The sequence below is a fragment of the Dyadobacter sp. CY326 genome, assembly GCF_021390515.1.
Taxonomy (GTDB): domain Bacteria; phylum Bacteroidota; class Bacteroidia; order Cytophagales; family Spirosomataceae; genus Dyadobacter.
On the sequence record NZ_JAJUXI010000005.1, the window covers coordinates 343,208 to 356,214 of the forward strand.

At 44.3% G+C, this 13,007-nt stretch carries 14 protein-coding genes; 6 read left to right on the forward strand and 8 right to left on the reverse strand.

Annotated elements, in window-relative coordinates; translation table 11 throughout:
- Positions 1-4 precede the first annotated feature (4 nt).
- From dapB to LZG73_RS12150, 6 genes are all read right to left on the reverse strand, one after another.
- Positions 5-724 carry a 4-hydroxy-tetrahydrodipicolinate reductase gene (gene dapB / locus LZG73_RS12125; protein WP_233849482.1) on the reverse strand — a complete coding sequence of 240 codons (720 nt, stop codon included), beginning with the start codon at positions 722-724 and terminating at the stop codon, positions 5-7.
- Between the two features lie 31 nt (positions 725-755).
- Positions 756-1,451 carry a DUF5683 domain-containing protein gene (locus LZG73_RS12130; protein WP_233849487.1) on the reverse strand — a complete coding sequence of 232 codons (696 nt, stop codon included), beginning with the start codon at positions 1,449-1,451 and terminating at the stop codon, positions 756-758.
- A 3-nt stretch (positions 1,452-1,454) separates the two neighbouring features.
- Complete coding sequence (locus LZG73_RS12135) at positions 1,455-2,369, reverse strand: ParB/RepB/Spo0J family partition protein (protein ID WP_233849492.1); 915 nt, start codon at positions 2,367-2,369, stop codon at positions 1,455-1,457.
- Positions 2,370-2,395: 26 nt separating this feature from the next.
- Entirely contained in the window at positions 2,396-3,193 is a 798-nt protein-coding gene (locus LZG73_RS12140) for a ParA family protein (protein WP_233849494.1), read from the reverse strand.
- Between the two features lie 165 nt (positions 3,194-3,358).
- Entirely contained in the window at positions 3,359-4,381 is a 1,023-nt protein-coding gene (locus LZG73_RS12145; RefSeq protein ID WP_233849496.1) for an SPASM domain-containing protein, read from the reverse strand.
- Positions 4,382-4,457: 76 nt separating this feature from the next.
- Positions 4,458-4,919 carry an Lrp/AsnC family transcriptional regulator gene (locus tag LZG73_RS12150; protein WP_233849497.1) on the reverse strand — a complete coding sequence of 154 codons (462 nt, stop codon included), beginning with the start codon at positions 4,917-4,919 and terminating at the stop codon, positions 4,458-4,460.
- Positions 4,920-5,104: 185 nt separating this feature from the next.
- Here LZG73_RS12150 and ald point away from each other — a divergent pair, with 185 nt between their 5' ends.
- From ald to LZG73_RS12165, 3 genes are all read left to right on the forward strand, one after another.
- Positions 5,105-6,220 carry an alanine dehydrogenase gene (gene ald / locus LZG73_RS12155; RefSeq protein WP_233849499.1) on the forward strand — a complete coding sequence of 372 codons (1,116 nt, stop codon included), beginning with the start codon at positions 5,105-5,107 and terminating at the stop codon, positions 6,218-6,220.
- 455 nt (positions 6,221-6,675) lie between these two features.
- A complete protein-coding gene (locus LZG73_RS12160) occupies positions 6,676-8,454 on the forward strand; it encodes a DEAD/DEAH box helicase (RefSeq protein WP_233849501.1) in 1,779 nt (592 codons plus the stop codon).
- A gap of 67 nt (positions 8,455-8,521) precedes the next feature.
- Positions 8,522-9,037: a DinB family protein gene (locus LZG73_RS12165; RefSeq protein WP_233849503.1), complete on the forward strand. Its 516-nt coding sequence runs from the start codon at positions 8,522-8,524 to the stop codon at positions 9,035-9,037.
- Here the strand turns inward: LZG73_RS12165 and LZG73_RS12170 are convergent.
- A complete protein-coding gene (locus LZG73_RS12170) occupies positions 9,034-10,068 on the reverse strand; it encodes a zinc dependent phospholipase C family protein (protein WP_233849506.1) in 1,035 nt (344 codons plus the stop codon). The two genes, LZG73_RS12165 and LZG73_RS12170, sit on opposite strands and share 4 nt — an antisense overlap.
- Positions 10,069-10,409: 341 nt before the next feature.
- Between LZG73_RS12170 and LZG73_RS12175 the strand changes: the two genes are divergently transcribed.
- Positions 10,410-10,814 (forward strand): Dabb family protein, encoded by a 405-nt coding sequence (locus LZG73_RS12175; protein WP_233849515.1) that lies wholly within the window; start codon positions 10,410-10,412, stop codon positions 10,812-10,814.
- Positions 10,815-10,879: 65 nt separating this feature from the next.
- Here the strand turns inward: LZG73_RS12175 and ung are convergent, their stop codons facing one another.
- Complete coding sequence (ung, locus tag LZG73_RS12180; RefSeq protein WP_233849517.1) at positions 10,880-11,545, reverse strand: uracil-DNA glycosylase; 666 nt, start codon at positions 11,543-11,545, stop codon at positions 10,880-10,882.
- A gap of 151 nt (positions 11,546-11,696) precedes the next feature.
- On the opposite strand from ung, the gene apaG reads away from it, so the two are divergent.
- Positions 11,697-12,083: a Co2+/Mg2+ efflux protein ApaG gene (gene apaG, locus LZG73_RS12185; protein WP_233849519.1), complete on the forward strand. Its 387-nt coding sequence runs from the start codon at positions 11,697-11,699 to the stop codon at positions 12,081-12,083.
- A gap of 48 nt (positions 12,084-12,131) precedes the next feature.
- A complete protein-coding gene (locus tag LZG73_RS12190; protein WP_233849521.1) occupies positions 12,132-12,908 on the forward strand; it encodes an O-methyltransferase in 777 nt (258 codons plus the stop codon).
- Positions 12,909-13,007 lie beyond the last annotated feature (99 nt).

The window sequence follows — 13,007 nt, forward strand, 5'->3', positions numbered from 1 at the left end:
GATTTTAATCCAGATTTTTAAGAAGATCGTTCATTCCGAATACGCCCGTTCTGCCAGGCAACCATTCAGCGGATACGACTGCTCCAAGCGCAAATCCCGCGCGGTTATGTGCTGTGTGTGAAATTTCAATGGTGTCCACTTCGGATTCGTAGCGCACAATGTGCGTTCCAGGCACTTCGCCTGTTCTTTCCGAAGTGATCTGAATGTAACCGTCTTCGTCGTTAGGCGCCAACTTCCATCCGTGCACATCTTCCATTTCGGCTGCAATGCCTTCCGCAAGTGTAATGGCGGTGCCGCTTGGCGCATCCAACTTGTGAATGTGGTGAATTTCAGTCATGGATTTCTGGTAACCCTGACCGTTCATGAGGCGTGCAAGCTGGCGGTTAAGACGGAAAAAGAGGTTAACGCCAATGCTGTAATTAGAAGCGTAAAAGAATGCGCCATTCTGTTCCAGGCAAAGGTTTTCGATTTCTGAACGGTGTTCGAGCCAGCCTGTGGTTCCACTGACGATGGGCCAGCCTTTTTTCAAACAATATGTGATATTGTGATATGCTGCTTCCGGTGCGCTGAATTCAATGGCGACATCCACATCTGCTGGTTTCAGCGCATCCATTTCCGAGCGGTTTTGAATGTCAATCTTCCCTACAATTGAATGTCCTCTTTCAAGCGCAATCCGTTCGATCGTCTTCCCCATCTTGCCATATCCCAACAATAAAATCCTCATTAAACTTAAATTTGATGCTGTACTAAATTATTTATTTCAGGTTAAAAACAAGCCTCACTCCCGGTGTCGGTGTCAACATGGCTGGCTGATTCAATTTTGGCTCAACCCTTAATGTAAGGTCTTCCGATAAATCGAATGTCTTTAAATGCGCCGCCACATTGGCTTCAATGATAGAAAGCGTATAGATCAAACCCGACACGATCAGCGAAAAACCTCTGTTTCTTCTCCAGTAATTTTTTCCTCTCGCCGCCTGGTCTCTGGTCGCTTCTGTCATTTCACTATTCGTATTCAACAGATTCCTAACCCTGATCGGCTTTTCCAGGTCTGGTGTGTAGCCAGGAATCAGGTTTCCATAGTTCTTGCTACTTGGATCAAGATCATAAAATGACCTGTATGTGTCCAGGTAATCGTGATATTTCAGCGAGTTCAGATAATATGTGTATAAGCCTCCACCAAAAGCAATGTAAACGATCGGAAGCTTCCAGTAATCTCGGTTGTAAATCTGCCCGCCTCCCGGAATTAAAGCCAATCGGGTCGCCGTCTTCGGGTTTGGCATAAACTTTTTCCTTTTCCCCGAGCGATTGACCGAATCCAATGTGGAAATGACCGCGCTATCCGCCGAAATGATTGGCACTCCTTCTTTTCCTACGCTGTCTTTCGACACCCTTTGTGCCGCTGCCTCAAACGAGCACAACGCCATTGCTACAAGCCATAACCAGTTTTTCAAGTGTTATTTAAATTTCAGTGTTTCCAGAATCTTTTTCAGCTCGTCCTGAGAAGCAAAGGGGATCTTGATTTCGCCTTTGTTATCATTGTTGCTTTTCACGGAAACTTTCGCTCCGAAAAAGGACGATAATTGAAACTGTAACGACTTAATTTCTTGATTAATTGTTGCTTGTTTTTTGCTCGCAAACGTGATATTACTCATCATTCCTAGCTTTCTGACCTCCTCTTCCACTTTTCGCACGGACCAACCCTCTTCAATTATTTTGTTAAAAATCTTTAATTGACTCTGATCGCTGTTAATGGTGATAATTGCCCGGGCATGGCCCATGCTGATCTGGTTGTCGCGCAATGCTGCTTGGATCACCGGCGGCAATTTGAGCAACCTGATATAGTTATTGACGGTCGTGCGGTTTTTGCCGACACGCACACCCAATTCTTCCTGTTTCAGATTACATTCCAGAATAAGCCGCTGATAACTCAGCGCAATCTCGATGGAGTTGAGGTTTTCACGCTGAATGTTCTCAATTAGCGCCATTTCCAGCATTTGCTGGTCATTTGCAGTCCTTATATAAGCCGGAATGGCAGTCATCCCAATGGAACGGGATGCTTGCAAACGCCTTTCACCGGAAATCAGCTGATAACTGTCTTCCGAAAGCTGTCTTACTGTGATGGGCTGGATAATGCCCTGAACGCGAATGGAATCCGCAAGTTCCTGCAAAGATTCCTGATCAAACTTGGTTCGGGGCTGGTAAGGATTGGCTTCAATGAGGCTGACATCAATTTCGCTCATTGAACCCACCACGTCTGTTGAAGACGGGCGTTCTTTGGTGCGATGCGTATTTACTTTTTCAGAATCTTGAAGAAGCGCTCCGAGGCCTCTTCCCAATCCTGTCATTTTCTTGGCTTTACTGTTCTCCATTGCTTTCTCGCTATTCAAATCATTTATCAGTTCACTCCCAGCTGTTTATCAGAGGATAGCAGACCATTTTTACTGAGAATTTCCCGGGCAAGATTTAAATAGCTCACCGCCCCCTTGCTATCCGCATCCTGCGCCATAACAGGAATCCCATAACTGGGCGCTTCGCTGATGCGTACATTTCGGGGAATAATGGTGTTGAAAACAAGTGATTCAAAATGGCTTGTAACCTCGTTTACAACCTGGTTGGATAGTCGCAAACGCAGATCGTACATCGTCAGCAAAATGCCTTCAATAATCAGCGCAGTGTTAAGCCTGGATTGGATGATGGTGATCGTGTTCAGCAGTTTGCCCAAACCTTCCAATGCGAAATACTCACATTGAACCGGAATAATAACCGAATCGGCTGCTGTTAAGCTGTTTATGGTAATGAGCCCAAGTGAGGGCGAACAGTCGATAATGATGAAATCGTAGTCATCACGGATCTCGGCAATGGCGTCTTTCATACGCTGCTCACGGTTTTTGAGGTTAATCATCTCAATTTCCGCTCCGACAAGATCAATATGTGATGGCAATAAATGTAAATATGGAAAATCGGTCTCTAAAATAATATCCGCTGTCTTCGCCTGCTCCACCATGCATTCGTAAATGCTGTTTTCCATTTCCTGCGGATTAAACCCAAGCCCTGAGGTTGAATTTGCTTGCGGGTCGGCATCGATGATCAGCGTGCGGAATTCCAATGCGGCCAGACTTGCCGCCAGATTAATGGCAGTTGTCGTTTTTCCTACTCCTCCCTTTTGATTTGCAATTGCAATTACTTTGCCCATGTATTCATTTTAGTTACCCAAGGTCAAATTTCTATTATTCAGGGCAATTCACCAAAAAATGTTCCACGGAGTTTTAAATAAATGAAACAAAGTTCTGTTAATCAAGGAATTGACTAACATTATTATTTAATTAAAAATAGAAACGAGCGCATTTCGAGAAGTGTTTCACGCCCAGACTTGCGTCCCTTCCGTGCAATTTTTGCACATTTCAATCTCAGAGCGAGAACGAATAAGCGATGCCCGGAAGTCACTATACTTTTTACCTTTCCAAAGCTGCCGAAATGTCTCCCGCTTCATATCACCGAGTTGATATTCTGCATCTTTATCAAAACAACAAGGCACAACGGCGCCGTCCCAGGTGATCACGCAGGAATGCCACATTTTCCAGCAATGGTCAACAAACTTGTTTTTGATTGAATAGCGACCGCTTTCCGCTTTTTGGTAACGCGAATATTTTTCAATGGTCGGTATCAAATCAGAGCCCTCTTCATAGTCGTAAATCTGGGCCGTTTTCAAACCTACTTCATCCACGCCCATTTCCTCAGCCAATTTCTTCACATCTTCAATCTGATGCTCATTGGGTTTCACCACCAAAAACTGGAAAATCACATGCGGAGTAGCGGATTTCAATTCTTTTTTCCACTTAATGATGTTACGCGTTCCTTCCAAAACCTTTTCCAGGTTTCCGCCGATGCGATATTGCTGGTAAACATCCTGCGTAGTTCCGTCAATGGAAATAATCAGGCGATCCAAACCGGATTCAACCGTTTTTCTTGCTTTTTCGTCCGTCAGATAATGTGCGTTGGTTGAAGTGGCCGTGTAAATGCCTTTGTCATGCGCATATTGAACCAGTTCGAAAAACTTGGGATGCAGATAAGGCTCTCCCTGGAAATAAAATATCAGATATAATAATGTATCGGCAAGCTCGTCAATGGTTTTCTTGTACAATTTTTCCTCCATCATTCCTGTCGGGCGCGTGAATGAGCGAAGGCCGCTGGGACATTCGGGACATCTCAAATTGCAAGAAGTCGTGGGTTCAAACGAAATGGCGATCGGCATGCCCCAATGAACCGGGTTGCCTGTGGCTTTTGAATAAAAATAACTGCTTAATATTTGAATGGCGTTCCATGCCCTTTTAGGCGTAACCTTGGACATCAGGTTCAGACCATCTTTGAAATTTTTATTCATTATTTATGGCTTTTGGCAATTCGCAGCGCTAGTCGCCTTTATATCAGGAAAATTTAATGCAAATCCGGCAATCGGATCAGTTAACCGTAATTCCTGTTGTGTACTTGATTTCGGAAATTACAAAATAACTACTGATGTGTAAAACACTTTTTAAGGCAGAAAGTTTGTGCTGGTAAAATTGATTGTAAGCTTCGGCGTCTTCCACGATCACTTTCAGCATATAATCAAAGTTGCCTGAAACGACCGAACATTCGAGCACTTCGGTCATTTTTACAATGGCTTGATTGAAGTCCTCAAAGCTTTCTTTCCGCTGTTTATCCAATGTTACATTGCAATAAACAACGAGCGCTTTGCCCAGTTTGCGACGGTTGAGCAGGCATACATATTTGTCAATGATCCCGTCCCTTTCCAATTTCCTGATCCGCTCGTGCACAGGAGTCACCGACAGATTGATCCTGCTCGCTATCTCTTTGATTGTCAGTTGCGAATCTTGCTGTAATAATTCGAGTATTTTACGATCTGTAACGTCAGGTTGCATACAGTATTTTTTATTTGTCAGCCGATCAATGAGTGAAGCTCTGCCGAATTTTTTCTTGTGATCAGGATCAAAAATAGTTTTTTTTTCTGTCCTTTTAGCCGAGCATAGCATCTTTTTTCTACAAAAACTACTTTTGTCGATCGCAAGAAATTCCAGTCCCTACACTACAAAAACTGACTATCCCAATGATCATTGGTGTTCCCAAGGAAATTAAAAATAATGAAAATCGCGTAGCCGTAACGCCAGCCGGTGTCACAGAATTTCGCAAGCACGGACACACCGTTTACGTGCAAGCACAAGCCGGAAAAGGCAGCGGTTTCAGCGACGAAGAATATACAGAAGCTGGCGCGGTGATTTTGCCAACCATTGGCGAAGTGTATGCAGCGGCCGAAATGATCATCAAAGTAAAGGAGCCGATTGAAAGCGAATACAGCCTGATTAAAGAAAATCAGTTGCTGTTTACTTACTTTCACTTTGCATCTTCCGAGCAATTAACACACGCAATGATCGAGCGCAATGCAGTTTGCCTTGCCTATGAAACGGTTGAAAAAACAGACAGAAGTCTTCCATTGCTTGTTCCAATGAGCGAAGTCGCGGGGAGGATGGCCATTCAGGAAGGTGCCAAATATCTTGAAAAACCCATGGGCGGTTTTGGGATTTTACTCGGCGGTGTTGCCGGTGTAAAGCCTGCTAATGTGCTCGTGCTGGGCGGTGGCATCGTGGGAACGCAGGCAGCAAAAATGGCTGCTGGCCTCGGTGCCAATGTAACGATTGTTGACATCAGCTTGCCAAGATTAAGATATCTGGAAGACATTATGCCTGCCAATGTCGACACGGTTATGTCCAACGAGTACAATATCCGCGACCTGATCAAAAGCACAAACCTGATCATTGGTGGGGTGCTGATCCCAGGAGCAAAAGCACCGTCATTGATCACACGCGACATGCTCAAACTGATGAAGCCTGGCACAGTCATGGTGGATGTGGCCATCGACCAAGGCGGCTGTTTTGAAACATCGAAAGCAACCACGCACGAAGATCCGATTTACGAAGTGGACGGCGTTGTCCATTATTGTGTTGCGAATATGCCTGGCGCAGTTCCCTACACTTCTACGCTCGCTTTAACCAATGCAACATTGCCATACGCACTGCAGTTAGCCAACAATGGCTGGCGTTATGCATGCGCTGCAAATGAAGAGTTGCGCAAAGGTTTGAATGTCGTCAACGGCAAGGTTGTCTTCAAAGGCGTTTCTGATGCTTGGAACCTGCCTTACACCGACGTTCAAGAACTTTTTTCATAACAAACCTGACCAAGTGCAGTCTGGCCGGCGCAAGCAGGTCAGACTTTTTCATTTCCCGAAATATTACAATTAATTTCTCATCAGTGTTGTTATTTCGAAACATTTCCTTACTTTTGCATAAAATTTGAACGAACATCCGTTCGTTTCTCTGCTTCTTACACGGTTTAGCACTTTTAGATTCGCTACCAACCTTAAAATTCGCCTGGTTGGCACACCGTTCTCATGCAGGACCCCACGGATGATTTGTGGTGGGCTTTGCGCAATCCCCTTTTGAATTAGTTTACGATTTTGCTTTGAGTTTTTGGTTACGGGACAATTTTATTGTTTGTAACAATAACCCATCGAGCTGCTGACCTACGATACGTTTTCTGTTACGGCTATCCGAAGCAGCATTCAATTTACCGTAACAACTGAAAATCATTTCATACCCAAGCATTAATACAAAAATAAATATAATGACTACTGAAAATTTTGAAACTTTCGAAGAGCTTGGCCTCTCAGAAAACATCCTTAAAGCCCTTACTGAAATGGGTTTTACTAAACCCTCACCCATACAAGCACAAGGAATTCCGGCAGTAATGCAGGGATCTGACGTGATTGGACAAGCCCAAACCGGAACTGGTAAGACAGCAGCGTTTGGTATTCCCGTACTAGAAAGAATTGACGTATCCAGCAATGCTGTTCAGGCATTGGTGCTTTGCCCTACCCGCGAATTGGCGGTGCAGGTTTCGGAAGAAATTGGCCGTTTGGCTAAATATATAAAGGGTTTAAGAATTGAAGCAATCTACGGTGGCGATTCAATTGATCGTCAGATTCGCTCGCTTAAAAGAGGTGTTCATATTGTTGTAGGAACACCGGGTCGTGTAATGGACCATATGGAACGCAAAACGTTGAAATTTGACGAAGTGCGTATGATGGTGCTTGACGAAGCGGATGAAATGCTTGATATGGGTTTCCGCGAGGACATCGAAAGCATTTTGGCAGATATGCCTGCTGATCGTCAGACGATCCTGTTCTCGGCAACAATGTCGAAACCAATTATGTCAATCACAAAACGTTTCCAGACTGATCCTATCTTGATCAAAGTGGTTCGTAATGAGCTGACTAACGTGAACATTGAGCAAGTTTATTTCGAAGTGAAGCCACAGGCTAAGGTTGAAGTAATGACGCGCTTGATTGACATGCACCATTTGAAATCTCTGCTTGTTTTTTGTAATACCAAAAGAAAAGTGGATGAAATCGTTGAAGATCTTCAATTGAGAGGTTATGCTTCGGAAGGAATTCACGGCGATTTGCGCCAGCAGCAGCGTAGCAATGTAATGAGCAAGTTCAAGGCGGGCGTAACAACCATTCTTGTGGCTACGGACGTTGCAGCACGCGGAATTGACGTAAGCGGACTGGACGGTGTGATCAACTTCGACATTCCATTGGATGAAGAATATTACGTACACCGTATCGGCCGTACAGGTCGTGCCGGATTGTCAGGAAAAGCATTCTCATTGGTTGCCCGCGATGAAAAATATCGTTTGAAAACCATCGAAGGTTTTACCAAAGTAAAAATTGAAAAAGGCGTTATTCCATCTTACGAAGATATCGTAGGCGTTCGCAAGGCGCGTTTTGTGGAAAGCATTTCTGCATCCATCCAAGAAGGTGATGATCAGGAGCTTTTCGGCGATGTGCTTGAAATGTTGCAGCACGCAGGTTACTCTACGGAGCAGGTTGTAGGCGCAATGGCGAAGCAGATCATGGGTGTTCAGAAAAACGAATATGCTGATTCTAACCTGGCTTGGGAGGAAAGACGCGGCGAACGTGACGGACGCAGAGAAGGCGGAAGTGACAGGTTTGAACGTCGTCCATCAACTGGTGGAAGCCGTTTTGGAGATCGCAGAGAAAGCGCTCCACGCGGAAACGACCGTTATGCACCAGCTGCACGCGGTGAATCACGCCCAAGATCGGAAGGTCCGCGTGACGAATCAAAACGTTCTGCAACGCCGGAAGCGGGGATGACTCGTCTGTTTTTGAGCCTGGGTCGTAAGGATCACATTTTGCCAAAAGATATCGTAGGAGCCATTGCTGGCGAAGCGAACATTCCAGGTAAAACGATCGGTGCAATTGATATTTATGACAAATTCACTTTTGTAGACGTTCCTGAACGTGACGCGCGTGCAGTTTTGCGTGCCATGGACGGAAATACAATCAAAGGCAAACCGGTTCAAATCGATATTGCTAAGTAACGAACAGAACAATATATTTGAAGAAAAGGGACTTGTAAAAAGGTCCCTTTTTTTGTTACATTTCGGCATGCAAAACAATCCAAAACCCGAAGTGTGGCTGCGCGGGCCGCTTCCCAACATTGCGGACCTCCTGCAACCCGCTGCTCACGCGATGTTGCAAGCGCAAGAGGAAATCCATGCAGCATTGAATCATTTTCCCGAAAAATTGCTTTGGGAGCGCCCTGCGGATGTGGCTTCCGTTGGTTTTCATCTGCAACATTTGACAGGCGTGCTTGACCGGCTTTTCACTTACGCGAGACAAGAATCACTTGCCGAACATCAGCTTAGTTATTTAAAAAACGAAGGAAATCCTTCACCAGACATTCACTTAAAGGCATTATTGCAAGCATTCGACAGGCAAATTCTGACTGCATTAAACCAATTGAAACAAACTGATCCGGCAACATTAACCGAAGTGCGCTATGTAGGCAGGGCAATGGTTCCGTCAACGCATCTGGGCTTGCTCTTCCATGCAGCTGAACATACGCAGCGGCACACGGGACAATTGCTGGTTACAGCTAAGATTCTGACCGCCAATCACTAATCGTCACTTTCCGGCCTGATCTGGAACAGCTTCCTGATCCAAGACTGGCTTTCAGACTGTTCCGCTTTCCTGTCACTTTCCGTGAATGAAAAATCTTTCATCGTGCTGAGGTCTGGCTGGCCAGCATTCACCCAGCAGGTAAACCAGATATCCGCCACCATTTTTACAGAAGCCTTCATGCGGCGCTCCACCTGATGGTCTAGCATTTGATGGTATTTTGTGGAAAATTCAAGGGAGTAAGTTCTGGTCAGGACATTGTTACGCAGTTCATAGCTGTATTTTTTGTTGGCAGGAAACTCAGCAGTCAGTTTCTTTTCAAACAACAAAACAGAGTCCATTGCGGCATGTGAATCACGGACCGTTTCCCATGCAACGGCTGCAACATTCTCGCGATAAACTGCTTTTCCAATCCATAAGTCGTAATCCTGCGCAAACAACTCCGGAAGGCGGGATTCCCAAAATCCGTGAATTCCCTCCTGCTTGGTGAGTTGTCCATTGTAATTTCTGGTGGTGTGCAGTGGCACGTGTGCGTCCGCAATGTAATGACCCAAATCAGCCGAAAGCCTTAGTATACGCCGCGCGTCCTTTTCCTTCAATGCCTGCGTAAGCTGAAATGCCCCGATTTGAATGTGCCAAGGCACAATTCCATGCTTCCGTAAGCTGTCTTCGCCAATGCGCCTGACTGCCTCATTCCAAAATCTTGGCAAAATGTGCAGCGCGCTGTCGCCATAAACATCCAGATCGATAAAATGCCTTTCCGCCTCTCCCACCACGGCATATCGCCTGCGATCCGGATTGACCGCATTCTCAGTGATAAAGTCAATATTTCTTTTATAAAAAACCTGCATTTCTGGTGGCAGCCGAAAAACCGCTAGCCGGTTAATCCGCTTATGCGCCCAGAATCCCCATTCAGGATGAGCGACATTGAAGGAGACGAAAAGCAATGCTAGGACGGTGACATTCAGCCCAACTGTCCGTTGAAAAGCTTTTTTTGAGCAAAAATATTTTTTGAAATGAAAAAGGCTGGCCATATAAAATTTTGATGACTGCTTTGGAGGCCATCAATGCATTTATACGTAGATGCGAAAAAATAGTAACGGAACGGTTGAATTGAAATGACAGTTAAAGAGATTTTGCAAAAATGAAAGCTTGCAAGTCAGATTTTGAAACATTGATCCATGCTTTGTCGCAAGTTATTATCCAAAAATGTCTTCCAAAGATAGTTTTGCGAAGGAACAAACGACCTAATCTCTATTCTGCAAAACATACTAAAATCCAAATAAGTTATATTTAATATATAAATAATGCAATTAAAGATTATTGTTTTACATTTGCATTAGATAATAATATGATTTAATAGAATTGAAAAATAATGAGAACCAGAAATAAGACATTAGGATATTTGATACCCGTTTTTGCATTATGCGTTTTTATGCTTGTGATCTACGGAGCTTATGTTCCACACAAACCTGCTGAAATTCAACGCGTGGTTTGTATCAAATTCAAACCGGGCACTACAAACGAAGATGTTGAAAAGCATTTGCGTGATTTTGCTTTGATGAAAAACGCAGTGAGGGATGTTGTCGCTTATTCAGCAGGACACGTTCAGAAATCGGAAGGAAGTGAAAACCAGTTTGATGTGATCCATTATCTGACTTTCAGAACTAAGGAAGGCGCTCAACAATATGCAGCCAACGCGGATCGCAAACAATTTGTACAAGCCAACGAAGCACATTGGGACAATGTATTGGAGATGAACTCCAACATTGAAAAGTAATTTACAATAGTAATAGGAGTGAAAATCTTAAAAAGAGCCGGGCATCCCGACTCTTTTTTTTGTTATCACCAGTCGATCGGCTCAGCGCCGTTGCTTTCCAGATAGGCATTTGCTTTGCTAAAATGCCCGTTTCCAAACCAGCCTCCGCCATTGGCCGACATGGGCGACGGATGTTTTGATTTCAGCACATAATGTTTCGCTGCGTTAATTATGGTGCCTTTGTCCTGCGCATAACGTCCCCAAAGCAGGAAAACCACATGCTCTTTTTCGTCCGAAATGCATTTAATGACGGCATCGGTAAACCGCTCCCAGCCTTTGTTTTGATGCGAACCTGCTAGCCCGCTTTGCACAGTGAGCGTGGCATTCAAGAGTAGCACGCCTTGCTTGGCCCATCTTTCCAAATTCCCTGTTTTGGGAACCGGCAGGCCCAGATCATCATGTATTTCCTTGAAAATATTAACCAGAGAAGGCGGAATGCGGATGCCATCATTTACAGAAAAACAAAGCCCGTTGGCCTGGCCCGGGCCGTGGTAAGGATCCTGACCAAGAATGACGACTTTGCAATCATCAAAACTGCAAAAGTTAAATGCGTTGAAAATTTGTTTGGCAGGCGGAAATATTTGTTTGGAAGTGTATTCCTCTTTCACAAAATTCACGAGCTCAGTGAAATAGGGCTTTTCAAATTCCGGTTCCAGCCTTGTTTTCCACGATTGCTCTATTTTTACGTCCATCTCATTGTTTTTAATTCGAAACCCAAATTATATTATTTTGTTTTGGTTTTATCAGTAATTGATTGTTATTTTCGTTTTAGCAGAAATGTTGCACACCACGCTCAGGCCATAACTTCATCGAACACAAATCGTCTAAAACGCCCTCATTTATATGGTTTCCAAAGTGACAGATGGTGTGAAAGTCACCGTATTAACAGAGTTTCAACCCGACTATTCCAATCCTGGGCAGGACCATTATGTTTTTACTTACAAGATCCTGATTGAAAACCATAGTGAGCACACAGTGAAGTTGTTGAGAAGACATTGGCTGATTTATGATGCCAATGGAACTGTGAGAGAAGTCGAAGGCGCTGGCATTGTGGGTTTGCAGCCCATTCTGGAACCGGGCGATGTGCACGATTACGTTTCAGGATGCAACTTGCGCACGGATTTGGGAAAAATGGCTGGAACCTATTTAATGGAACGCGTGCTTGATGGCCGCCAGTTCCGCGTTGTAATTCCTGCTTTCTCCCTGATTGCACCTTATCGAATGAATTGATTATTGCGAGCAAGCTTTCTCCTGCTTCGTTTCCTAAATATTTTACAATTGATTGCAGCCTACTTCAAATATTTGTTCCGCTCCGGAAACGAGCATTCCATACATTCTCCCTTTCTTTTTGAGCTTTACACGCAGGTTATTGCCGCCAAAAAGGACAAAAATCCGGATTACGCTGCTTTAAAAACGTTAAGAAAATCACTGCTGAGCTCACAGGAAAAAATCAACATTCTGGATCTTGGGGCGGGTTCACGCATTAATAAATCGAATCTTCGGAAAATTGGGACCATTGCAAAAAATGCCGAGAAACCTGAGAAATTCGGCAAGCTCTTCAACCGTCTTGTGCAGCGATTTCAGCCAGAGACCATTCTCGAACTGGGCACTTCACTAGGGTTAACAACATTGTATTTGTCAAAAGCAAAGCCAGATGCGAAAATTCTGACTTTTGAAGGCTGTCCGGCAACTGCCGACATTGCAAGGAAAAATTTTCAGCAGCTCAACGCTGACAACATTAACATTGTGCTTGGTAACATTGATGAAACGCTTCCGCAAACGTTAAGCCAATTGACTCCAAAGCTTGATTTCGCCTATTTCGACGCCAACCACCGCTATGAGCCAACCGTCCAATATTTCCAGGATTGTCTTCCCTACGCGCACAACGACTCAGTCTTCATATTTGATGACATTTACTGGTCTGAGGAGATGACGCAGGCCTGGGAATTTATCAAGCAACATCCACAGGTTACGCTTACGGTCGATTTATTTTGGGTGGGGCTTGTGTTTTTTAGAAAAGAGCAGGTTAAGGAGCATTTTACGCTCCGTTTTTGATCTTGAACCGCATGATAGACAAGAGATTCCGTTAGATAAATTTAGATGGATGTTTTTGGCAATCTGCTTATTATTGTTGTCCTACTCATCCTCTTATTC

Coding starts and splice junctions, on each gene's coding strand:
- ung (WP_233849517.1), bottom strand. CDS start 11,545: ATGGACGTAAAAATAGAGCAATCGTGGAAAACAAGGCTGGAACCGGAA.
- LZG73_RS12160 (WP_233849501.1), top strand. CDS start 6,676: ATGACTACTGAAAATTTTGAAACTTTCGAAGAGCTTGGCCTCTCAGAA.
- LZG73_RS12140 (WP_233849494.1), bottom strand. CDS start 3,193: ATGGGCAAAGTAATTGCAATTGCAAATCAAAAGGGAGGAGTAGGAAAA.
- LZG73_RS12165 (WP_233849503.1), top strand. CDS start 8,522: ATGCAAAACAATCCAAAACCCGAAGTGTGGCTGCGCGGGCCGCTTCCC.
- LZG73_RS12170 (WP_233849506.1), bottom strand. CDS start 10,068: ATGGCCAGCCTTTTTCATTTCAAAAAATATTTTTGCTCAAAAAAAGCT.
- LZG73_RS12175 (WP_233849515.1), top strand. CDS start 10,410: ATGAGAACCAGAAATAAGACATTAGGATATTTGATACCCGTTTTTGCA.
- LZG73_RS12150 (WP_233849497.1), bottom strand. CDS start 4,919: ATGCAACCTGACGTTACAGATCGTAAAATACTCGAATTATTACAGCAA.
- LZG73_RS12135 (WP_233849492.1), bottom strand. CDS start 2,369: ATGGAGAACAGTAAAGCCAAGAAAATGACAGGATTGGGAAGAGGCCTC.
- dapB (WP_233849482.1), bottom strand. CDS start 724: ATGAGGATTTTATTGTTGGGATATGGCAAGATGGGGAAGACGATCGAA.
- ald (WP_233849499.1), top strand. CDS start 5,105: ATGATCATTGGTGTTCCCAAGGAAATTAAAAATAATGAAAATCGCGTA.
- LZG73_RS12145 (WP_233849496.1), bottom strand. CDS start 4,381: ATGAATAAAAATTTCAAAGATGGTCTGAACCTGATGTCCAAGGTTACG.
- apaG (WP_233849519.1), top strand. CDS start 11,697: ATGGTTTCCAAAGTGACAGATGGTGTGAAAGTCACCGTATTAACAGAG.